Origin of the sequence: Amycolatopsis sp. H20-H5 (genome assembly GCF_035828755.1) — a bacterium.
Taxonomy (GTDB): Bacteria; Actinomycetota; Actinomycetes; order Mycobacteriales; family Pseudonocardiaceae; genus Amycolatopsis.
In genome coordinates, this window is record NZ_JAYMZS010000018.1 from 37,899 (window position 1) to 60,236 (window position 22,338).

The 22,338-nt window shown below is 69.1% G+C and carries 20 protein-coding genes; 16 read left to right on the plus strand and 4 right to left on the minus strand.

Annotated features, from left to right (window positions below):
• Nucleotides 1-6 precede the first annotated feature (6 nt).
• Complete coding sequence (locus QMK34_RS13560) at nt 7-1,500, plus strand: CoA-acylating methylmalonate-semialdehyde dehydrogenase (RefSeq protein WP_326414238.1); 1,494 nt, start codon at nt 7-9, stop codon at nt 1,498-1,500.
• A 26-nt stretch (nt 1,501-1,526) separates the two neighbouring features.
• Nucleotides 1,527-2,528, plus strand: coding sequence for a Gfo/Idh/MocA family protein (locus tag QMK34_RS13565; protein ID WP_326414240.1), 1,002 nt, complete (start codon nt 1,527-1,529; stop codon nt 2,526-2,528).
• Between the two features lie 110 nt (nt 2,529-2,638).
• Here the strand turns inward: QMK34_RS13565 and QMK34_RS13570 are convergent, their stop codons facing one another.
• A complete protein-coding gene (locus tag QMK34_RS13570; RefSeq protein ID WP_326414241.1) occupies nt 2,639-3,217 on the minus strand; it encodes a TetR/AcrR family transcriptional regulator in 579 nt (192 codons plus the stop codon).
• A 62-nt stretch (nt 3,218-3,279) separates the two neighbouring features.
• On the opposite strand from QMK34_RS13570, the gene QMK34_RS13575 reads away from it, so the two are divergent.
• Both QMK34_RS13575 and QMK34_RS13580 read left to right on the plus strand, forming a co-directional pair.
• A complete protein-coding gene (locus QMK34_RS13575) occupies nt 3,280-3,798 on the plus strand; it encodes an SRPBCC family protein (RefSeq protein ID WP_326414242.1) in 519 nt (172 codons plus the stop codon).
• Between the two features lie 32 nt (nt 3,799-3,830).
• Nucleotides 3,831-4,316, plus strand: a complete 486-nt coding sequence (locus tag QMK34_RS13580; RefSeq protein WP_326414243.1) for a GNAT family N-acetyltransferase — start codon at nt 3,831-3,833, stop codon at nt 4,314-4,316.
• Nucleotides 4,317-4,323: 7 nt separating this feature from the next.
• On the opposite strand, the gene QMK34_RS13585 is transcribed toward QMK34_RS13580, so the two are convergent.
• Nucleotides 4,324-5,496: a Fic family protein gene (locus QMK34_RS13585; RefSeq protein ID WP_326414244.1), complete on the minus strand. Its 1,173-nt coding sequence runs from the start codon at nt 5,494-5,496 to the stop codon at nt 4,324-4,326.
• Between the two features lie 143 nt (nt 5,497-5,639).
• Between QMK34_RS13585 and QMK34_RS13590 the strand changes: the two genes are divergently transcribed.
• The 4 genes from QMK34_RS13590 to QMK34_RS13605 are packed head-to-tail and all read left to right on the plus strand — an operon-like array spanning nt 5,640 to nt 8,618.
• Nucleotides 5,640-6,038 (plus strand): GntR family transcriptional regulator, encoded by a 399-nt coding sequence (locus QMK34_RS13590; RefSeq protein WP_326414245.1) that lies wholly within the window; start codon nt 5,640-5,642, stop codon nt 6,036-6,038.
• Nucleotides 6,035-6,898: an ABC transporter ATP-binding protein gene (locus QMK34_RS13595; RefSeq protein WP_326414246.1), complete on the plus strand. Its 864-nt coding sequence runs from the start codon at nt 6,035-6,037 to the stop codon at nt 6,896-6,898. Before QMK34_RS13590 ends, QMK34_RS13595 begins: the two co-directional genes overlap by 4 nt.
• A gap of 8 nt (nt 6,899-6,906) precedes the next feature.
• Entirely contained in the window at nt 6,907-7,683 is a 777-nt protein-coding gene (locus tag QMK34_RS13600) for an ABC transporter permease (RefSeq protein ID WP_326414248.1), read from the plus strand.
• Between the two features lie 11 nt (nt 7,684-7,694).
• A complete protein-coding gene (locus QMK34_RS13605) occupies nt 7,695-8,618 on the plus strand; it encodes an ABC transporter permease (RefSeq protein ID WP_326414250.1) in 924 nt (307 codons plus the stop codon).
• Nucleotides 8,619-8,722: 104 nt separating this feature from the next.
• On the opposite strand, the gene asnB is transcribed toward QMK34_RS13605, so the two are convergent.
• Nucleotides 8,723-10,564 carry an asparagine synthase (glutamine-hydrolyzing) gene (asnB, locus tag QMK34_RS13610; RefSeq protein ID WP_326414251.1) on the minus strand — a complete coding sequence of 614 codons (1,842 nt, stop codon included), beginning with the start codon at nt 10,562-10,564 and terminating at the stop codon, nt 8,723-8,725.
• Nucleotides 10,565-10,907: 343 nt separating this feature from the next.
• Here asnB and kdpF point away from each other — a divergent pair, with 343 nt between their 5' ends.
• The 6 genes from kdpF to QMK34_RS13640 all read left to right on the plus strand — a co-directional run bounded on the left by kdpF (nt 10,908) and on the right by QMK34_RS13640 (nt 18,856).
• On the plus strand, nt 10,908-11,009 hold the full coding sequence (gene kdpF, locus QMK34_RS13615; protein ID WP_326414252.1) for a K(+)-transporting ATPase subunit F: 102 nt from the start codon (nt 10,908-10,910) through the stop codon (nt 11,007-11,009).
• On the plus strand, nt 11,009-12,670 hold the full coding sequence (gene kdpA / locus QMK34_RS13620) for a potassium-transporting ATPase subunit KdpA (RefSeq protein ID WP_326414253.1): 1,662 nt from the start codon (nt 11,009-11,011) through the stop codon (nt 12,668-12,670). Before kdpF ends, kdpA begins: the two co-directional genes overlap by 1 nt.
• Before the next feature lie 169 nt (nt 12,671-12,839).
• Entirely contained in the window at nt 12,840-14,939 is a 2,100-nt protein-coding gene (gene kdpB, locus QMK34_RS13625) for a potassium-transporting ATPase subunit KdpB (protein ID WP_326414254.1), read from the plus strand.
• A 5-nt stretch (nt 14,940-14,944) separates the two neighbouring features.
• The gene (locus tag QMK34_RS13630) at nt 14,945-15,550 is read left to right on the plus strand and encodes a potassium-transporting ATPase subunit C (RefSeq protein WP_326414255.1); all 606 of its coding nucleotides are present in this window, start codon (nt 14,945-14,947) and stop codon (nt 15,548-15,550) included.
• 25 nt (nt 15,551-15,575) lie between these two features.
• Nucleotides 15,576-18,161 (plus strand): sensor histidine kinase KdpD, encoded by a 2,586-nt coding sequence (locus QMK34_RS13635; protein WP_326414256.1) that lies wholly within the window; start codon nt 15,576-15,578, stop codon nt 18,159-18,161.
• On the plus strand, nt 18,158-18,856 hold the full coding sequence (locus QMK34_RS13640; RefSeq protein ID WP_326414257.1) for a response regulator: 699 nt from the start codon (nt 18,158-18,160) through the stop codon (nt 18,854-18,856). Before QMK34_RS13635 ends, QMK34_RS13640 begins: the two co-directional genes overlap by 4 nt.
• Nucleotides 18,857-18,995: 139 nt before the next feature.
• Here the strand turns inward: QMK34_RS13640 and QMK34_RS13645 are convergent, their stop codons facing one another.
• Nucleotides 18,996-19,520 (minus strand): hypothetical protein, encoded by a 525-nt coding sequence (locus QMK34_RS13645; RefSeq protein ID WP_326414259.1) that lies wholly within the window; start codon nt 19,518-19,520, stop codon nt 18,996-18,998.
• Between the two features lie 216 nt (nt 19,521-19,736).
• On the opposite strand from QMK34_RS13645, the gene QMK34_RS13650 reads away from it, so the two are divergent.
• A complete protein-coding gene (locus QMK34_RS13650) occupies nt 19,737-20,033 on the plus strand; it encodes an acylphosphatase (RefSeq protein WP_326414260.1) in 297 nt (98 codons plus the stop codon).
• Nucleotides 20,034-20,190: 157 nt separating this feature from the next.
• Nucleotides 20,191-22,338, plus strand: a 2,148-nt coding sequence (smc, locus tag QMK34_RS13655) for a chromosome segregation protein SMC (RefSeq protein WP_326414261.1), incomplete at its 3' end; no start/stop codon positions are given.

A 22,338-nucleotide genomic window follows, 5' to 3' on the forward strand; every position in this document is an offset into this window, starting at 1 on the left:
AGTACCTTGACCGAACTAGTCCAGCACTGGATCGACGGCGCCCGCACCCCGGGCGTCTCCGGGCGTCGTGGTGACGTCTTCCAGCCCGCCACCGGTGAGGTCGCGCGTCAGGTCGCGCTCGCCGATCAGTCCGATGTGGACCTGGCGGTCGCGTCCGCGGTGAAGGCTTCGCAGGACTGGGCCGACAGCTCGCTGTCCAGCCGCACCCGCGTCCTGTTCAAGTTCCGCGAGCTGCTCGACGAGCACCGCGGCGAGCTCGCCGCGCTGATCACGGCGGAGCACGGCAAGGTGCTCTCCGACGCCGCCGGTGAGGTGCAGCGCGGGCTGGAGGTCGTCGAGTTCGCCTGCGGCATCCCGCAGCTGCTCAAGGGAGAGCACTCCGAGCAGGTCTCGCGCGGGATCGACGCCTACTCGATCCGCCAGCCGCTCGGTGTCGTCGCGGGCATCACCCCGTTCAACTTCCCCGTGATGGTCCCGATGTGGATGTTCCCGATCGCCATCGCCTGCGGGAACACGTTCGTGCTGAAGCCTTCGGACCGTGATCCGTCGGCATCGGTTCGCCTGGCCGAGCTGTTCTCCGAGGCCGGTCTGCCGCCGGGCGTGCTCAACGTCCTGCAGGGCGACGCCGACGCGGTCAACGCGCTGCTGAACCACCCGGACATCGCCGGGGCGTCGTTCGTCGGCTCCACCCCGATCGCCAAGCACGTCTACGCCACCGGCACGGCGGCGGGCAAGCGGGTCCAGGCGCTGGGCGGCGCGAAGAACCACATGGTCGTGCTGCCGGACGCGGACATCGCGGGCGCGGTGGACGCGGCGGTGTCGGCGGGTTACGGCAGCGCGGGTGAGCGGTGCATGGCGATCTCGGTCGTGGTCGCCGTCGGGGACAGCGCCGACGAGCTCGTCGCGGCGATCGCCGAGCGGACCCGGAAACTCAAGACCGGGCCTGGCACGGACGAGTCGTCGCAGATGGGCCCGGTGGTCACCGCCGCCGCGCGCGACCGGATTGTGTCCTATGTAGACTCCGGCGTCGAGTCGGGCGCCGAACTGGTGGTTGACGGGCGCGGCTTCTCCCCGGAGGATCACCAGGGGGGATTCTGGGTCGGGCCCACCTTGTTTGACCACGTGACGCGCGAGATGCCCGTCTACACCGACGAGATCTTCGGGCCGGTCCTCGTGGTCGTGCGCGCCGATTCCTGCGAGGCCGCGCTGGAGATCGTCAACGGCAACCAGTACGGCAACGGCACCGCCATCTTCACCGCCGACGGCCTCGCCGCCCGCGAGTACCAGCGTCGCGTCACCGTGGGCATGGTCGGGATCAACGTCCCGATCCCGGTCCCGATGGCCTACTACTCCTTCGGTGGCTGGAAGGACTCGCTGTTCGGCGACACCCACGTCCACGGCGCGGAGGGCGTGCGCTTCTACACCAGGGGCAAGGCGATCACGTCCCGCTGGCCGAACCAGGCCGCGGGCGTGGACCTGGGGTTCCCCACGCATGGCTGAGCTGATTTCTACGGGAGGGTAAGACAATGAGGTTGGGACTAGCAGGCACCGGCCGGATCGGCACTTCGCACGCCGAGACGCTCAAGAGCTTCGACGAGGTCGACTCCGTGATCGTCGCCGACGTGGACACCGCGCGGGCGCGGGCGACCGGCGCCAAACTGGGGGTCGAGGTCGCCGAAGACATCGACGCGCTCTTCAAGTCCGGTTTGGACGGTCTGGTGGTCACCGCGGCCACCGATGCGCATCCGAAGCTGATCATCGCCGCTGTCGACGCGGGCATCCCGGTGTTCTGCGAGAAGCCGGTCGCCGCGGACATCCCCGGCACACTCGCCGTGCTCGACCGGATCACCGGTTCGGCGGTCCCGGTGCAGATCGGTTTCCAGCGCCGGTTCGACGCGGGGTACGCCGCCGCCCGCGCCGCGGTGGTCTCCGGCGAGCTCGGCTGGCTGCACACGTTGCGGGCCACCACGCTGGACCCGGCGCCGCCACCCGCGGAGTATGTCGCGCACTCCGGCGGGCTTTTCCGCGACTGCGGGGTGCACGACTTCGACGTCGTGCGGTTCGTGAGCGGGCGCGAGGTCGTCGAGGTGTACGCCGTGGGCGGCAACCGCGGCGAGCGGTTCTTCGTGGACGCCGGGGACGTCGACACGGCGGCGGTGACGCTGACGCTGGACGACGGCACGCTCGCCGCGGTGTCGCTGACCCGCTACAACGGCGCGGGCTACGACGTCCGGCTCGAGGTGCTGGGCTCGGCGGCCAACATCGTGGTCGGCCTGGACGACCGGGCGCCGCTGCGTTCGGCCGAGCCGGGCGTCCCGCCGTTGCCGGGACCCGCCTACCCCGGGTTCATGGAACGCTTCCGGCCCGCTTACCTCAGCGAGCTGCGGGCGTTCGTCTCGCTCGTCGCGAACGGCGGCGCCAGTCCCTGCGGCGCCACCGACGCGCTGGAGGCGTTCTACATCGCCGAGGCCTGCGAGATCTCCCGCCGCGGGCGCCGTCCCGTCCGCGTCGACGAAGTCCGCGGCTGACCACGGTATTTCAACTGCCCCTGAAGGCCACTATCACGGCGTTAGACGCTGTGAGGCCCGTCGCCGACGAGGCAACGGGCACTGGAGGAGACAGTGGCCTTCAGGGGCGATCAGCTGAGGAGTTTCCGTACTGTGCGGGCCACCAGGTCCGCGGCACGGGGCGGGGGAGTTCGTCCGGCCGAGAGGTAGCGGTGCACCACCGCCCGCGGGATCTCGACCAGCGCGAGCACGACGTCCTCGCCCGTGCAGCCGGTCACCTCCGGTAGCCGGGTCGTCGCCTTCTTGAGCGCGATCCGCAGCTCACCCTCCAGCCGGGCCAGGTCCGCGGTGGCCTCGGCGGACCAGTCGGCCGGGCCGAACGCGTGTTTTCCCGCGTCCAGCAGCGTCGCCGCCGTCGGGTTCCGGCGGCACCACGAAACCACGCTCGTCGCCGCGGCGATCGCGTCGTCGAGCGACGCGCCCTCGTCCAGTTCGGTGATGAACTCGTCCTGGAAATCCCGCAGCGTCCGCAGCCAGACCGCCGCGAGCAGCGCGGGCCGGTCCGGGAACCGGTGGTAGATCGAGCCGCTCGGCGCACCGGAGGCCTTGGCCGTCGCCGCCATCGTGACCGCCCGAGCCCCGCCCGCGGCGAACAGGGCGATCGCCGCGTCGAGGAAATCGTCAGTCGTGTGCGCTGGTGGCCTGCCCATGTTGTGGAGAGTATGCTCTAATACGTTTTAGAGGTTACTCTCTAGAAACTGAGGGGTGCGAAATGGTCTACAACGTGCACGTCCGGCGGCTCACGGTGGCCGCGGAGGCGGCGGCCGGGCTGATCGACTCACTCGGCACCGGTGAAGACCGCCTGTGGCCGGTCGACTGCTGGCCGCCGATGCGGTTCGATCGGCCGCTGGGGGTCGGCGCGAGCGGCGGCCACGGGCCGGTGCGCTATTACGTCGAGTCCTACGTGCCAGGGCGGTTCCTTCGCTGCCGGTTCACCGCGCCCCGGGGGGTGGCCGGGTTCCACGAGTACGAGGTGATCCCGCGGAGTGAGGACGAGTGCGACCTCCGGCACGTACTGTCCGGCTCGCTGACCGGCCCCGCGCTGCTCACGTTCCCGTTGTTCTTCCGCCCGGCGCACGACGCCGTCCTCGAAGACAGCCTCGACCGCGCCGAACTGTCGGTCACCGGCACCGTCCGGACGCCCGCGCGGTGGACCCCGTACGTACGAGCCTTGCGCCTGTTCGCGGCGGGTCGCGCACAACTCGGCACGGCGGTCCGTCGGCCGAGTTGACCCGGCCGTGCCCGGCCGGGAAGGCTCACCGCGTGACCGAACCCGTAGTCGTCCTGATCGAACTCGACGAAACCCTGCTGCTCGGCCTGCTCGAGGCGGCCGTCGCCGACGCCGATCCGCTGGAGGTGATGCCGCCGGTGGCCGGGCCGCCCGGCTGGACCACGGAACGCCGCGAGGCCTTCCTCGAGTTCCATCGCCGCCGGTCCCTGCGCCAGGAGACGGCGATCGAGAAGACGTACGTGATCGAGGTCGACGCCTGGCCTGTCGGCGCGGCCCGGCTAGAGAAGGTGCCGGGCGGCGTCGAGGCCGGGATCTGGATCGGCCGCTCCCAGCGCGGCCGCGGCGTCGGCAAGCTGGCCGCCGCCGAGCTGCTCGAACTCGCCAAGGCCGACGGCGCGGAGCGGTTCGTCGCGTCGACGACCGAGGACAACTTGGCCGCGCGGAAGCTGCTCACCGGCGTGGGCGCCGACCTGACCGTCCGCGGTGACGGCGTCGAAGCGGGTCTTGACCTGCGATAGGCACCGGTTATTCCATGGTCGTGACGGTGCGCCGCATCGAAGCCGGTTCGTCGTCCCCGGTGCGGTAGGGATTCCGCGGCCGGACGCGTCCCAGCGCTATTTCATGCCGGATGGCTCGGAGCTCCTCGGTCGCCACGTACAGGCGTCCCTTGGTCGCCCCGATCGCTTTCAGCAGACCTGCGCTCACGAGATTGCGCAGGTCGCGGGCCGCGGTGCCGGACTCGAGTTCCGCGTCCCGCTCGTAGGCCGAGCGTCGGACCGTAAGTCCGACGAGTGCCGGGTAGAGCGCGAAAGTCACTCTCTCCGGCAGCTTCAGCCCGGCGGCGAGGGCATCGAGGTGGAGGTACATCGTGCCTGCTTCGTCGACTCGCCGAAGTACGGTCTGCGCCTGCATGTGGTGAGCGACGAGGTTGAACTTGACCCAGGTGTCCGTGTCACGACCGGGACTCCAGGTGCCGTTGCCGACGTCGGCCAGTACGTCGTAGTAGGCGGTGGTGTTGCGGCCGAGCCACTCTTCGATACTGCTGAACTCGGGGGCCACGATTTTCTCCCTCGCCAGTACGAGTGTCTGCAGGGCGCGGGCCATCCGGCCGTTCCCGTCTCGGAACGGATGGATCATCACCAGGTTCAGGTGGGCCATGGCCGCGCGGACGAAAACCGGGCTGCCGGTCTCTTTGTTCAGGGACCGGGTCAGTTCGGCCATCAGCTTCCGGACCAGGTCGGGGTCAGGGCCCTCGTAAACGATCGTGTCTTGTTCCTCGTCGTGCACGTAGCTGGCGTTCTGCCGGTACCGGCCGGGGCTCTTGGACAGGTCGTGACCGAGCATCATGAAGTGCAGGCTCCGCAGGAGGGACTCGTCGAACGAGAAGTGCGGGTCGCCGGCGAGCTCCTGTATGTAGGTCATCGCGTTGCGATAGCCCACGATCTCCAAGGTCGTCCGATGGTCGGCGTCGAGTGCTTCGTCGTCGTCCATGAGCGCGACGGCGTCGTCCAGGGAGACGTCGTACCCTTCGATGCTGTTCGAGCCGCGGACCGCTCGTGCCTTGAGGTTGCGGCGAAGCTGCCCCTTCCACCGTCGCGGCTGCCCGAGTGAATGGCGCAGCTGACGCCGGAGAGCGTCGATCTCCTCGATCACCCTGAGATCGTCCGGGCTCAGTGTGGGCTCCGCGAACAGTGACATCTGTCCAGTGTGCGGATTGACGAATGATTCGTCAACTTGAAGGAATCATTCGTCAATCCGTCAACCTTCGGTGGTGGGCGTCTTGACAAGTCGATCTCCTTGATCCACCCTTTCACTAGTTGATTAGTGAAAGGGTGTTGCTGGTGGTCGTCTTCCATCTCGACCGCGGCTCCGGGGTCGCGACCTACGTCCAGCTCGTGCAGCAGGTCAAGCACGCGTTGCGGCTGGGCCTGCTCGAACCCGGTGACCGCCTGCCGACGGCCAAGGAGGTCGTCGCCGAGCTCGCGATCAACCCGAACACCGTGCTCAAGGCGTATCGCGAGCTCGAACGGGAGGGGCTCGTCGCGGGGAAGCCGGGGCTGGGCACCTTTGTCCAGCGCACGCTTGGCGGCGCGTCGTTCGCCGAGCACGCGCGGCTGCGCAAGAGCCTCAACGGCTGGATCGTCGACGCCCGGGAAGCGGGCCTGGTACAGGAAGACGTCGAGGCCTTGTTCTCCTCGGTGGTCCTGGATGCCTTTCGTGGAGGGGAGCGAACCGCATGACTGACACATCGGTGCTGGAGGCCACGGGCCTCGGTAAGCGCTATCGCCGCAAGTGGGCGTTGCGTGACTGCTCGCTTTCCGTCCCGCGTGGCCGGGTCGTCGCGCTGGTCGGGCCCAACGGCGCGGGCAAGACGACGTTGCTGCATCTCGCGGTCGGCTTGCTCGCCGCGACCGAGGGCGAGGTCCGCGTCCAGGGGGAGACCGCGTTCCTGGCTCAGGAAAAGCCTTTGTACAGTGGGTTTTCCGTCGCCGAGATGCTGAAGTTCGGCAGGCTGCTCAATCCCGGCTGGGACGACGAGTTCGCCCGGCGGCGGATCGACGAGCTGGGCCTTTCGCTCACGAGCAAGGTCGGCAAGCTCTCCGGCGGCCAGCGGGCGCAGGTCGCGCTGACCGTGGCGCTCGCCAAACGCCCCGAACTGCTGGTGCTGGACGAACCGCTGGCCAATCTCGACCCGCTGGCCAGGCACGACGTCATGCGCGGGCTGATGGGCGCGGTCGCGGACACCGGGATGACGGTGCTGCTGTCCTCGCACGTCATGAGCGACCTCGAGAACACCTGCGACTGGCTGATCGTGCTCAACGGCGGCCGGGTCCAGGTCAGCGGCGACATCGACGAGCTGATCGCGGGACATCGGGTGCTGTCCGGCCCCGTGGACGAGGCGGAGGCCGTCGCGCGCCGCGTGGACGTGATCGAGACGGTGGGTTCTTCGCGGCAGGCGGCGCTGCTGGCCCGCACCGAACCGGTCCCACTGGGTCCTCAGTGGACAGACCGGCCGGTGAACCTGGAGGAGCTGGTGCTCGCCTACCTCCGCCGCCCGGATGCCGCGAACCTGCCGCGCCCGACACTGGCCACGGCGTAGGGGGAACCATGTACTGGCTCACTTACCGGCAACACCGCGTGCAGTTCGTGGTGACGGTGGCTTTCTTGGTGGTCCTCGGCGCCGTGCTGCTCGCCAGCGCGTCGGCGACCGCGGGCGCCGATGAAGAGTTCATGTCCCTCTACCCCTATCTCTCCTCGATGCCGGTGCTGCCGATCGCGGTCGGCGTCTTCTGGGGTGCTCCGCTGCTGGCGGCCGAATACGAACGCGGTACCAGCAGGCTCGCCTGGACGCAGTCGATCTCACGTGGCCGCTGGCTGGCATCGAAACTGGGCGCGCTCGGCTTGCTGGTGACGCTCGCCGGACTCGGGTTCGGCCTGATGATCCAGGCGTGGCTGAACGCGTTTCCCGCGGTACGCACCGCCGACCGCTTCGGCGACATGTCGTTCTTCGCGATGACCGGCGTCGCGCCCGGCGCGTGGTGGCTGTTCGGCTTCATGCTCGGTACCGCGGCGGGGGCGGTGATCCGGAAGACGTTGCCCGCCATCGCGGTCACCATCGCGGTGTTCGTACTGGTGCTGATCGGGATCTTCACCAACCGCGGCGGGTACGCCGAGCCCGTGGTCGTCCCGGCGGACACCGCGGCCGGGGTCCCGGCCGGGATGATCCTCCGCCCGGCGACCCTCGACGGGGGCACGCGGGCCGCCTACGAAATGCAGCCGTCCGACCGCTACTGGCGGTTCCAGTGGACCGAGGCCGGGATTCTGCTGACCGGCACGCTGCTGCTCACCGCGGGGACTGTCGTCGCCGTCCGGCGCCGGCTCTAGGGAGGATTCTGTTGCTTTGGCTCACTTGGCGGCAGCACCGGGTCCAACTGCTGCTCACCGCCGGTCTCCTGCTCGCGCTCGCCACCGGCCTGTATCTGAACGCGCTGGGCGCACTCGACGCGGCGAACGGCCAGTTTTCGACACTTTGCCGGCTCGGCGCCATCGGGTGCAGGCAGGTCGACGAAGGACTGCAGGCCTGGTACGACGCGTCGTATCCCTATCTGGCGTCGCTGCCGGTACTTTCGGTGCTGCTGGGCGTTTTCTGGGGCGCGCCGCTGCTTTCGCGAGAGTTCGAGCGTGGCACGTACAGGCTCGCCTGGACGCAGTCGGTCTCCCGGTCAAGCTGGCTGCTGGGGAAGCTTGGTCCGCTGGCGCTCGCGGCGGCGGTCTCGGGGCTGGCGTTCGGCCTGATGATCGACGCCTGGCTCCGGGTCTTCCCCGGGATCTCCGGCACTTTCAAGGAGACGCAGTTCTTCAGCGTGGTCGGCGTCGCGTCGGTGGCGTGGTGGCTGTTCGCCTTCGTGCTGGGCGCTGCGGTGGGCGTGATGCTGAAGAAGGTCATCCCGGCGATCGCTGTCACGGCCTTGGTGTTCTTCACGATGTACGCCGCCCTCTTCATGCTCAGGCCTCACTACGCCGAGCCGGTCTACCAGGAGCTCGACGGCAGCAACCCGGCGCTGATCAACGCACTGGTCCTCGACAGCGGCCGGGTCGCGCCGGACGGACACCGGTACAGCCTGAACTATTACCCGGAGGAATGCCGTCAGGGCAAGGGAACCGACACCTGCTTCGCTGCCCACGGGTATCGCAACTTCGTCGAATACCAGCCTGCCGACCGGTTCTGGCGGTTCCAGTGGACCGAGGCCGGGATCCTGTTCGCGGTCACCGCGGTGCTCGGGGGAGTGACGATGGCCGGGACGGTCCGCCGCCGCTGAACGCGGCGGCGGACCGGGTTTCCCGCCGCGACGCAGGGGGTACGCCGCGGTGGGGCACGCGGCCGGGGTGACGCTTCGTCGAGTCGCCCCGGCCACGAGCGACCTCAGCCGAGCCGCAGCTCGGGGTGGTATATGTCGATCCAGTGGTAGAGGTCGAGCACGCGGTCGATGCCGGTGCGGTCCACCCCGGACATCGTGGCGGCGTCGAGGCCGACCGCGTTCTCCACCCATTTGCGGTCGACCAGGTCGAACACCGGGCTGTCGTGCTCGGCCAGCACCTCCTTGGCCTGCTGCTGCAGCGCCGCGGCGTAACCGGGGTCCTGAGTGGACGGATACGGGCTCTTCACCCTGTCCCGCACCGAGTCCGGCAGCACGTGCTTGGTGGCGTGGCGCAGCAGGCTCTTCTCCCTGCCGTCGAACGTCTTGAGCGACCACGGCGTGTTGTAGACGTACTCGACCAGGCGGTGGTCGCAGAACGGCACCCGCACCTCGAGCCCGACGGCCATGGACGCGCGGTCCTTGCGGTCCAGCAGCATCCGCACGAACCGCGTCAGGTGGAGGTTGCAGATCGTGCGCATCTTCGCGTCGACCTCGCTCTCACCGTCGAGGTGCTCGACCCCGGCCACGGCGGTCGCGTACTGGTCGGCGACGTAGCTTTCGACGTCGAGCTTCTTGGTGAGCTCGTCGGTCAGCAGCGTGGTGCGGTCGCCGGTGAGGTTGCTGCGGAAAGCCAGCCAGGGGAACGTCTTCGCGTTGACGGCGGCTTCGTCGTGGAACCAGCGGTAGCCGCCGAAGACCTCGTCCGCCGACTCACCGGACAGCGCGACCGTCGACTCGCCGCGGATGGCCTTGAACAGCAGGTACAGCGAGGTGTCCATGTCGCCCATGCCGGCCGGGATGTCGCGGGCGGTGAGCACCGCGCGGCGGATCGCCGGGTCGGCGAGCTCGGCCGGGTTGAGCACGATGTCCTGGTGCGCCGAGCCGACCAGCTTGGCGACGTCGCGGATATAGGGGGAATCCGCGGTGTCGCGCATCTCGTCTGGCTTGAAGTTCTTCTCCTGGCCGACGAAATCCACGGAGAACGTCCGCAGCCGCTCACCCTGCTCGGCGAGCCTGGCGGCCGCGATCCCGGTGACAGCGCTGGAATCCAGCCCGCCCGAGAGCAGTACACAGCGGGGGACGTCGGCGATCAGCTGGCGGTGCACGATGTCCGTCATCAGCTCGCGGACCTTGGCGACTGTGGTCTCCTGGTCGTCCGTGTGCTGCTTCGCGTCGAGCTTCCAGTACGTCCGGGTGCGGATGCCGCTCTTCTCGACCGTGACGATCGTGCCCGGCTGGACCTCGTACATGTCCTTCCACAGCGACCAGCCCGGGGTTTTGGTGAACCCCATCAGCTCGCGCAGGCCGTCGGCGTCGACCACCCGCTTGGCAAGGGGATTCGCCAGGATCGCCTTCGGCTTTGAGCCGAACAGCACGCCGTCCGAGGTGGGGTAGTAGTAGAACGGCTTGATGCCCATGCGGTCGCGGATCATCACGAGCTTGTCCTCGCGCTCGTCCCAGATCGCGAAGGCGTACATGCCGTTGAGGTGGTCGACGAGCGCGTCGCCCCACTGCAAATAGCCGTGCAGCACGACTTCGGTGTCACTGTCGGTCTCCCACCGGTGCCCGAGCTTCGTGAGCTCTTCGCGCAGTTCGGTGAAGTTGTACGCCTCGCCGCTGTACACCATGGCGACCTTGCCGTTCGGAGTCGAAACCTCCATCGGCTGCCTGCCGCCGGGCAGGTCGATGATCGCGAGCCGCCGATGCCCGAGCGCGACGTTGCGCCGCACCCACGTGCCGACGTCGTCGGGCCCCCGGCACGACATGGTGGCGGTCATCGCGTCGACGACTTCCTGCTGCTTGGTGAGGTCGGATTCGTAGGAAACCCAGCCGGTGATCCCACACATACGCTGCCTCCCGCAATACTTAGCTAGTACAACTATTGGTAACACAGGTGTAACACAGCGAAGATCGGCTGTCTGCCCGAATTGCACGCTCCGTCCCGAGTCAGTTACTCGGTGTGGTATGAGTCACGGGGCGTCAAGATCCCGTAAATGCACACCTTCGGGGCGTCAAGAGGGCGTCATCCAGGGTCGATTACCCAGAGCAACACGCGCAGTCTTGCGACGTCCTGGTCACCGATGGGGTGACCTGTTCTGAGAGGTGCCTTGTGGCCGACTTGCTGTACGCCCTTCTGCTGATCGGCGTCTTCGTGGTTCTCGCGCTCACGCTGCGCGGTTTGGAGAAGCTGTGAACGGCACGGGCACCGTCGCCAACATCATCGGCGCCGTGCTGGCGCTGGGGCTGATCGTCTACTTGTTCATCGCACTGGTCAGGCCGGAGAAATTCTGATGTCAGACACCGCAGCCGGCTGGCTTCAAGTCGGCTTACTCCTGGTCGCGCTCGCCGTGGTTTACAGACCACTCGGCGACTACATGGCGCGCGTCTTTTCGACCGAAAAACACACCAAGGCAGAAAAGGGGCTCTACAAGCTCTTCCGGGTCAACCCGGATTCCGAGCAGCGGTGGTCGACCTACGCCGCGGGCGTGCTCGGCTTCTCGTTCGTCTCGATCGTGCTGCTCTACCTGTTGCAGCGGCTCCAGCCGATCCTGCCGTGGGACCTGGGCCGCGGCTCGGTCTCCCCGGCGGTCGCGTTCAACACCGCGGTCAGCTTCGTCACCAACACGAACTGGCAGTCCTACGTCCCCGAGACGACCATGGGCCACTTCGTCCAGATGGCCGGGCTCACCGTGCAGAACTTCCTGTCCGCGGGCGTTGGCCTCGCCGTCGCGATCGCGCTGATCAGGGGGTTCGTCCGGTCGAAGACCGACCGGCTCGGCAACTTCTGGGTGGACCTCACCCGCGGCACTGTCCGCGTGCTGCTGCCGATGGCGTTCCTCTTCGCGATCGTCCTGGTCGCGCTCGGCGTCATCCAGAGCCTCAAGGCGGGCGTCGCGGTCACCAACCCGGACGGCAGCCAGAGCACCATCGCGCTGGCCCCGGCCGCGAGCCAGGAAGCCATCAAGGAGCTCGGCACCAACGGCGGCGGCATCCTCAACGCCAACTCCGCGCACCCGTTCGAGAACCCGAACTACTGGTCCAACCTGGTCGAGTTGTTCCTGATCCTGGTCATCCCGGTCTCGTTGACGCGCACGTTCGGCAAGCTCGTCGGCAACACCCGTCAGGGTTACGTCCTGCTCTCGGTGATGGGCGCGCTGTGGGGCGCGATGCTCGCGGTCACCTGGTTCTCCGAGGCCAACGCGGGCGGCCCGGCGGCACTCGCCGCGGGCGCGAACATGGAAGGCAAGGAACAGCGTTTCGGGCTCAGCCTGACCTCGATCTTCGCCGACACAACCACGGGAACGTCGACCGGCGCGGTCAACGGAGCGCACGACAGCCTCAGCGGGCTCGGCGGCGGGGGACCGCTGCTGAACATGCTGTTCGGCGAGATCTCGCCGGGCGGCGTCGGCACCGGGCTCTACGGCATCCTCGTGATGGCCATCATCGCGATGTTCCTGGCCGGGCTGATGGTCGGGCGCACCCCGGAGTACCTGGGCAAGAAACTCGGCAAGCGTGAGGTCACCTGCGCGGCGATCTCCATGCTGGCCATGCCCACGGTCGTCCTGCTGGGCACCGGCGCGGCGCTGATGATGCCCGACACGCTGGGCGCGCTGACCAACTCCGGCGCGCACGGACTGTCCGAAGTGCTCTACGGCTACGCGTCGACCGGCAACAACAACGGCAGCGCGTTCGGCGGCCTCACCGCGACCAGCGACTGGTTCCAGTCCTCGTTCGCGGTGGCCATGGCGCTCGGCCGGTTCATCCCGATCGTGGCCGTGCTCTGCCTCGCCGGATCCCTTGCCGCCCAACGCAAGGTCCCCGAGACGGCGGGCACCCTGCCGACCACCGGACCGCTGTTCGGCACCCTGCTGACCGGCACCGTGGTCCTGGTGGCGGCCCTCACCTTCATCCCGGCGCTCGCGCTCGGGCCCATCGCAGAGGCACTCGCATGAGGATCTGCAAGGTGAGTCGCCACTCTCATGATGACCATGGAGCGCGCCCCGGCCAACAGGCCCCGCTATCGGGGCGGCAGGCCACCCTGCCTCTGAACTTGTACCTCATTCGAATGGCGCGGCCTGGCGACACGATCGCGACCGCGCGCGGCCTCGCGAAGGACACAGCATGACAGTCACCGAGACCCCGCACCGCAGCGTTCAAGATGTACAGCAGCACCAAGCGGAGAACACTGGTCGGGTAGGCGCGGGGATCTTCAGTCCGCGCCAGCTCTGGACCTCGCTGCCCGACGCGTTGCGCAAGCTCAACCCGAAACACCAGCTGTCCAACCCCGTGATGTTCGTGGTGTGGCTCGGTTCGCTGCTGGTGACGGTGTTCGCCATCACCGACCCGAACATGTTCAGCATTCTCATCGCCATCTGGCTGTGGTTCACCGTCCTGTTCGCGAACCTGGCCGAGGCGGTCGCCGAGGGCCGGGGCAAGGCGCAGGCCGAATCGCTGCGCAAGTCGAAGAAGGAGACCGTCGCGCGGCGGCTCACCGAGGACGGCTCCGAGGAGAGCGTTCCCGGTGTCGACCTGCGTATCGGTGATCTCGTGGTGGTCGAGGCCGGTGAGGTGATCCCTGGTGACGGCGACGTCGTCGAGGGCATCGCGATGGTCGACGAGTCGGCCATCACCGGCGAGTCGGCCCCGGTCATCCGCGAGTCCGGCGGCGACCGGTGCGCGGTCACCGGCGGCACCACGGTGCTGTCGGACCGCGTGGTCGTGAAGATCACCACCAAGCCAGGCGAATCCTTTGTGGACCGCATGATCGCCTTGGTGGAAGGTGCTTCCCGGCAGAAGACGCCCAACGAGATCGCGCTGACCATCCTCCTCGCGACGCTCACGATCATCTTCCTGCTCGCGGTGGTCGCCCTGCAGCCGATGGCCGCCTACTCCGGCAGCCAGCAGTCGGTGATCGTGCTGACCGCACTGCTGGTCTGCCTCATCCCGACGACGATCGGCGCACTGCTCAGCGCGATCGGCATCGCCGGGATGGACCGCCTGGTGCAGCGCAACGTCCTGGCGACGAGCGGCCGCGCGGTCGAAGCCGCGGGTGACGTCTCGACGCTGCTGCTGGACAAGACCGGCACGATCACCTTCGGCAACCGCAAGGCCACCGAGTTCGTCCCGGTCGGTTCGTCTACAGTGGACGAACTGGCCGCCGCGGCCCGGCTGTCCAGCCTCGCCGACGGCACCCCCGAGGGCCGCAGCATCCTCGAACTCGCCGCCCGTGACCACGGCATGGCCGAGGTGGCGAGCGAGGACGAGAAGCTCGCCGAGTTCGTCCCCTTCACCGCGCAGACGCGTATGAGCGGGATCGACATCGGTGACCGCGAGGTCCGTAAGGGCGCCACCGCGTCGGTGCGCACCTGGGTGCGCGAACGCGGCGGCGAAATGCCCGACGAGACCGAGCGGGTGGTCGACGAGATCAGCCAGCAGGGCGGAACCCCGTTGGTGGTGGCCGAATCTGAGAACGGCCGGGCGTTCGTGCGCGGCGTGATCCGGCTGTCCGATGTGGTCAAGCCTGGCATGAAGGAACGCTTCGTCGAGCTGCGCGAGATGGGCATCAAGACGGTGATGATCACCGGCGACAACCCGCTCACCGCCAAGGCCATCGCCGAGGACGCGGGTGTCGACGACTACCTCGCCGAGGCCACGCCCGAGGACAAGATGGCGCTGATCCGCAAGGAGCAGGAGGGCGGGCGGCTGGTCGCGATGACCGGCGACGGCACCAACGACGCCCCCGCGCTGGCGCAGTCGGACGTCGGCGTCGCGATGAACACCGGCACGTCGGCCGCGAAGGAGGCCGGCAACATGGTCGACCTCGACTCGAACCCGACGAAGCTGATCGAGATCGTCGCGATCGGCAAGCAGCTGCTGATCACGCGCGGCGCGCTGACGACGTTCAGCGTGGCGAACGACCTCGCGAAGTACTTCGCGATCCTGCCCGCGATGTTCACCGGCATCTTCGCCCAGCTCGGCGCACTCAACATCATGCACCTGGCGACGCCGCGCTCGGCGATCCTGTCGGCGGTCATCTTCAACGCGCTGATCATCGTCGCGCTGATCCCGCTGGCCCTGCGCGGTGTGCGGTACCGGCCGTCCTCGGCGTCGGCACTGCTGCGGCGCAACCTCCTGATCTACGGCCTCGGCGGCATCGTCAGCCCGTTCCTCGGCATCTGGGTCATCGACCTCCTCGTCCGCCTCATTCCGGGAATCGGGTAATCGTCATGAAGATTCTGCTCAAGCAGACAGCCGCGGGCCTGCGGGTCCTGATCGTGCTGACCGTGCTGCTCGGGGTGATCTACCCCCTCGCGGTCTGGGGGATCTCCCGCATTCCCGGGTTGCGGAGCAACGCCGAGGGCTCGGTCATCACCCAGAACGGGCAGGCCGTCGGGTCGTCGCTCATCGGCGTCGACCCGGTCGCGGCCGACCCGGCGCGCGACCCGTGGTTCCACAACCGGCCCTCGGCGGGCTCGAAGGACGTGCTCGGCCCGGCCGACCCGTCGACCTCCGGGGCGTCGAACAAGAGCCCGTACAACCAGGACCTCGTCGACGCCATCGGCAAGCGCAAGGAGCTCATCGCCCAGCGTGAAGGCGTCCCCGCCGCGCAGGTGCCCGCGGACGCGGTGACGGCGTCGGCCTCGGGTCTCGACCCGGCCATCAGCGTCGCCTACGCCGACCTGCAGGCCGCGCGGGTCGCCCGGGTCACCGGACTGCCGGTCGACACGGTGGCGCAGCTGGTGAAAGACAACACGAGTGGGTCAGGGCTCGGTATCCCCGGAGTGAATGTGCTGAAGCTCAACCTCGCCATCCAGGCTGCTTCGGGCAAATAGCGTAACCAGAGAGCAGACTGAGCTAGTGGAACCAGAAGAACCGGCCAAGCCGCGCCGAGGGGAACTGAGGATCTACCTCGGCGCGGCCCCGGGCGTCGGCAAGACGTTCGCCATGCTCGGCGAGGCCCGCCGACGGCTCGATCGCGGCACCGACGTGGTGCTCGGCCTGGTCGAGACCCACGGCCGGAAGAAGACCGCGGAGCTCGTCGCGGGCATCGAAACCGTGCCGCGGCGCCACGTCGAGCACCGCGGGCACGCGTTCGACGAGATGGACCTCGACGCGATCCTCGCGCGCAAGCCCGAGGTCGCGGTCATCGACGAACTCGCGCACACGAACGTGCCCGGGTCCAAGCACGAGAAACGCTGGCAGGACGTCCACGACCTGCTGGACGCGGGGATCGACGTGCTGTCCACGGTCAATGTGCAGCACCTGCAGAGCCTCAACGACGTCGTCGAGCGGATCACCGGCGTCGCGCAGCAGGAGACCGTGCCCGACGAGGTGGTGCGCAAGGCCGAGCAGCTCGAGCTCGTCGACATCACCCCCGAGGCGCTTCGGCGTCGTCTGGCGCACGGCAACGTCTACCCGGCCGAGCGCATCGACGCCGCGCTGGGCAACTACTTCCGGCCGGGAAACCTCACCGCGCTGCGTGAGCTGGCGCTGCTCTGGGTCGCCGACCAGGTCGACGTCGCGCTGCAGCGGTATCGCGCCGAGCAGTCAATCACCGAGACCTGGGAGGCGCGCGAGCGGGTGGTCGTCTCGATCACCGGCGGCCCGGAGAGCGAGACGCTCATCCGGCGCGGCAGCCGGATCGCGGCCCGCGCGGGCGCGGAACTGCTGGTGCTGCACATCCTGCGCGGCGACGGGCTGTCCGGCCTGGGCCCGATGGCCGTCGGCAAGTACCGGAAGCTGACCGAGGAGGTCGGGGCCACCTTCCACACCGTCGTCGGCGATGACGTCCCGACCGCCCTGCTCGACTTCGCGCGTGGGGTCAACGCGACTCAGCTCGTGATCGGCACCTCGCGCCGGTCGCGGGTGGCGCGGTTGTTCGACGAGGGCATCGGCGCGGCCGTCGTGCGCGAGTCCGGCGCGATCGACGTGCACATCGTCACCCACGAGCAGGCGGGCGGACGGCTGCGGGCGCGGCTGGCGGGCAGCCCGCTCACCCCGTCGCGGCAGGTGCTGGGCTGGATCCTCGCGCTGGTGCTGCCTTCGCTGGCAACGCTGATCGGCGTGTTTCTGCGCGATGACCTCGACTTCTCCACGGATGTCATCGGGTACGTGCTCGCGACGGTGATCGTGGCGCTCGTCGGCGGCCTCGGCCCGGCCCTGCTCGCCGCGATCCTGGGCGCCGGGCTGCTCAACTTCTTCTTCACCCCGCCGCTGTACACGCTGACCGTGCACGCGCCGCGCAACGTGGTCACGCTGATCGCGATGGTCGTCGTCGCGGTGCTGGTCGCGCTGGTCGTCGACACCGCGGCTCGGCGCGCGACGCAGGCCGCGCGGGCGCGGACCGAGGCCGCGCTCCTGGCGTCGTACGCGCGCACGGTGCTCACGCATTCCGCGCCACTGGAACGGCTGCTGGAGAAGGTGCGGGAGAATTTCGGCCTGACTTCGGTGACCCTGCTGGAAAAGCGGGACGCCAAGTGGCAGCGGGTCGCGGTCGCCGGGCACGACCCGTGCGCCGACCCCGACGAGGCCGACGTCGACATCGCGGTCACCGCCGACGTCCACCTGGCTCTGCGCGGCCGCGCGCTGCCCGCCGCGGACCGCCGGGTGCTCGAAGCGGTCGCCGGGCAGGCGCTGATGGCGTTGCGGCAGCAGCGGATGGCCGCCGCCACGGCGAAGGCCGAGCGCAAGGCCGAGACGACCGAGCTGCGGACTGCGTTGCTTTCGGCTGTGGGCCACGACTTGCGTACGCCGCTGACCTCGATCAAGGCGTCCATCGGCAGCCTGCGCGCGCCGGACCTGTTCCTGTCGGCCGAGGACACCGGGGAGCTGCTGGAGGCCATCGAACTCTCAGCGGACCGGCTCGCCGGGCTCATCGACAACCTGCTCGACTCGTCACGCCTTGCCACCGGCGCCGTCCGGCCGCACCTGCGTCCCGTCGGCTACGACGAGGTCGTCGCGCACGCTTTGTCCAATGTGGACGATTCGGAGTCGGTGGTGGTGGCCGTGGACGAGCGGCTGCCGTCCGTGCTGGCCGACCCGGGGCTGCTCGAACGGGTGGTGGCGAACGTCATCGACAACGCGCTGCGGCACGGGGCGAACACGGCGGGGGAGCCCGTTTCGGCCAGGGCCAGCACGCATTCCGAGTACGTGGAACTCCGGATCGTCGACCACGGCCGCGGCCTGCGGAAGGGCACCGCGGACTCGGCGTTCGCGCCGTTCCAGCGGCTCGGCGGCGATCGTGACACGACTCCCGGCGTCGGGCTGGGGCTGTCGGTGGCGAAAGGGTTCACCGAGGCGATGGGCGGCAGCATCCGCGCGGAGGACACGCCGGGCGGCGGGCTGACCGTCGTCATCTCCCTGCCGGCCTACCGTGGGCAGGACCCGGAGAAGGACCTGCTGGCCTTCGACGAGACGTTCGAGAACAAGGAGCGCGTGCGATGAGCCTGGACCACGCGGCCACCGTGCTGGTGGTCGATGACGAGCCGCAGATCGTCCGCGCGCTGCGAATCAACCTGTCGGCCCGCGGTTACAAGGTGATCACCGCGCACGACGGGACGGCGGCGCTCAAGGCCGTCGCCGAGACCAAACCGGACGTGGTCGTGCTCGACCTCGGGCTGCCCGACATGGACGGCACCGAGGTGATCGGCGGCCTGCGCGGCTGGACGACGGTGCCGATCATCGTGCTGTCCGCCCGCGGCGACTCCGCGGACAAAGTGGAGGCCCTCGACGCGGGCGCCGACGACTACGTCACGAAGCCGTTCGGCATGGACGAGCTGCTGGCCCGCCTGCGCGCGGCCGTCCGGCGCTCGGCGGTGTCCCCTGTGGACGGTGCGGAGGCCATTGTGGACACCGGGTCGTTCACCATCGACCTTGCGGCGAAGAAAGTCCGTCGCGAGGGCAAAGAAGTCCACCTCACCAAGACCGAGTGGGGTGTGCTGGAACTGCTGGTCCGCAACCGCGGCCGTCTCGTCGCGCAGAAGCAGCTGCTGCACGACGTCTGGGGCCCGACCTACGAGACCGAGTCCCACTACCTGCGCGTCTACCTGGCCCAGCTACGCCGCAAGCTCGAACCCGAGCCCTCCCGCCCCCGACACCTGCTCACCGAGCCGGGCATGGGCTACCGCTTCGAGATCTAGCTGTCCCTGAAGGCCACCTTCACGGCGTAAAACGCCGTGAAGGTGGCCTTCAGGGACAGTCGAGCATTTGTGACGCTCAGGGCGTCGTGGGTGCGGTGTCGCTGGTTGTGGGCCCGACAGTGGGTGTCGGACTACCGCTTCAAGGCGGCGTTGGGTTGCTCGGCGGGCTGTCCGGCGTAGTCGGGCTAGTCGTCGGCTCGCTCGTAGTCGGCTTCGGTGTGGTCGAAGTCGGCGTAGTGGACGGCGTGGTGTGTGGTGACGTGTGCGACGGCGAGGTGCCGGGGTCGTCGCGGGGTGGTGTGTTCACCGGCGGCTGGCCGGGGGGAAGGAGCGGGGGCGGGATGATGACCGAGGTCGTCACCGTGCCGTCCGGGGCGACGGAGGTCACCGTGGTCGGCGGGGCCGAGGTGGTGGGCACCTGGCCGGGAACGGGGGCGCCGCTGACCGTCAGCGGGCTGCCGGGCACGGCGTTGCCCGGCACGACCTGGACGCCGGGGGTGGTGCCCTGGCCGCTGGGGGCGCCTGGGCCGTTCGCGGTGGTGGTGCCGGGTCCGGCGAGTTCCGCGATGGCGGCGAACGCCGTCGCGACCACGAGGCCGCTGACGCCGAGCACGACGTAACCGGCACGGTTCATCCGGCCGGTCGCGCCTTTGGGCGGAGCCACGGAGATCCGTGTGCTCGAATCTGACCCGTCGGGGCGGGGCATGGCTGACTCCTAGGAAGGGCGGCGACGATATTTACGACGACATGTACGACGTACACCCGGAAGTGTTAGCCCGAGTGAGTGGACCCCGGGGCGGAGGCTATCACCGCTGGTTCACGCTCTGCGAACTACAGGCCAGGGCCCGCTCACTGTCCGTTGTGGATCTGGTAGGGCACGATGGCGTTCGTGAGTGAGGAAGAAACGAACATCAGGCTGACGGCGTGGGTGCACGGCCGGGTCCAGGGAGTCGGTTTCCGCTGGTGGACCCGCAGCCGGGCGCTGGAGCTGGGGCTGGTCGGCGCGGCGCGGAACCTGCCGGACGGGCGTGTTGAGGTGGTAGCGGAGGGTGTTCGCAACCACTGTGAGCGCTTGTTGGCCGCGCTGCGGTCGGGAGAATCACCCGGAAGTGTGGATCACGTCGTCGAGCGGTGGTCCTCGCCCAAAGGTGGCCTCAAGGGCTTCGTGGAACGGTAACGACCGGTGTGACGGATGTGGTCGATGAGGTTGTGGTGACGGTCTCCAGTGTGCTAAGGCTCGCGGACCGGGACCGCGTCCCACGAGACGCCACGACCCCCAGGTAACCTCTATCGATCGGCCATCCAGTTCCCGCGTCCGGAGGGGTCAGCACCCAGTGCACCTGAAAAGCTTGACGCTGAAGGGCTTCAAGTCCTTCGCTTCGGCTACGACGCTGCGTTTCGAGCCGGGCATCACCTGCGTCGTCGGGCCGAACGGCTCCGGCAAGTCGAACGTGCTGGACGCGCTGCGCTGGGTCATGGGCACCCAGGGCGCGAAGGACCTGCGCGGCGGCAAGATGGAGGACGTCATCTTCGCCGGCACCGCCGGCCGCGCGCCGCTGGGCCGCGCCGAGGTGACCCTGACCATCAACAACGCCGACGGCGCGCTCCCGATCGACTACTCCGAGGTCTCGATCACGCGGCGCATGTTCCGCGACGGCGCCAGCGAGTACGAGATCAACGGCAGCGGCTGCCGGTTGATGGACGTGCAGGAACTGCTGTCCGACTCCGGTATCGGCCGCGAGATGCACGTGATCGTCGGCCAGGGGCAGCTCGCCCAGATCCTCGAGGCCAAGCCCGAGGAGCGCCGCGCCTTCATCGAAGAGGCCGCGGGCGTGCTCAAACACCGCAAGCGCAAGGAAAAGGCGCTCCGCAAGCTCAATTCGATGCAGGGCAACCTCGATCGCCTCGGCGACCTCACCACGGAGCTCCGCCGCCAGCTGAAGCCGCTGGGCAAGCAGGCCGAGATCGCTCGCAAGGCCCAGTCCGTCCAGGCCGACCTGCGCGATTCGCGCCTCCGGCTGCTCGCCGACGACCTGGTCAGCCAGCGCACCCACCTTGCGCGCGAGGAAGCGGACGAGAACACCGCCCGCCTGCGCCGCGCCGAGGTCGAGGAGGCGCTCGAAGTCGTCACAGCCGAGGAGGCCGAGCTCGAGGCTTCGCTGGCCGAGGACGCGCCGCGCCTGTCCGCGGCCCAGGACACCTGGTATAAGCTGTCGGCGCTGGCCGAGCGCCTGCGCGGCACCGTGCGTCTCGCCGTCGAACGGCAGCGCCACCTTTCCTCCGACGTCGCCGCGCACACCGGCGGGCGTGACCCCGAAGAGCTGCTGGCCGAGGCCGAAGTGGTCGCCGAGCAGGAGCAGGAACTCGCCGAGGCGGTCGCCGAAGCGCGGATGATGCTCTCGGAGACCGTCCAGCGTCGCGAACAGCTGGAACACCTCGTCCAGGCCGCCGAGCGCGCCCACATGGCCGCCGTCCGCGCGATCGCCGACCGCCGTGAAGGCCTCGCGAAGCTCACCGGCCAGGTCGAGGCGTTGCGCAGCAAGAACGGCGCCACCTCCGACGAGATCGACCGCCTGTCCGTCTCCATCGAAGAGGCCGCCGAGCGCGCCGAGATCGCCCTCGAAGAGCTGGAGGAGTCCCGCGCCGAGGGTGGCGTCGAGGAGTCCGACGACGCCGACCTGCAAACCCGCCACGACCAGGCCGTCGAGGCGAACAACGCGGCCAAGGCGCGGGTCGAGGAGCTGGTCAAGGCCGAGCGCACCGCCGAGCGGGACATCGCCTCGGACAAGGCCAGGGTCGACGCGCTGTCGATGGGCCTGCGCCGCAAGGACGGCACCGGCGCGCTGCTCGGCGCCGCGCATCAGCTGCCGGGTCTGCTTGGTTCGGTCGCCGCACTGCTGACGGTCGAGCCCGGCCACGAGATCGCGCTCGCCGCGGCGCTGGGCCCGGTGGCCGACGCGGTCGCCGTCGCCGGTGGCGAGGACGCGCTCGCCGCGCTGAAGTTCTTGAAGGACAACGACTCCGGCCGCGCGGGCATCCTGCTCGGCGGCTTCGGGTCCGAAGTGGACACTGCCTCCTGGCCGTCCCTTCCCGGCGGTGCCCGCTGGGCCCGCGAGGTCGTCACCGCACCCCCCGCGCTCCGGTTCGCGGTCGAGCGCGCGCTCGACAAGGTCGCCGTCGTGGCCGACCTGGACACCGCTCGCCGCCTGGTCGCGGTCCACCCGGACATCGGCACCGTCACCGCCGAAGGGGACGTCTTCGGTGCCGGCTGGGCTGTCGGCGGGTCTTCCCGCAGCGAGAGCGTCATCGAGGTCCAGGCCGCCGTCGACGAGGCCCGAGACCGCCAGCTCGCCGCCGAGCGCGCCCTCGAACGCACCGGAGCCGAGCTGGAAGGCGCCCGCGCGGAGCAGCAGGCCCGGCGCGAGGACGTCGGCCAGGCCAAGGACGCTCTCGGGGACGCCAAGGTACGCAAGGCGCGCGGC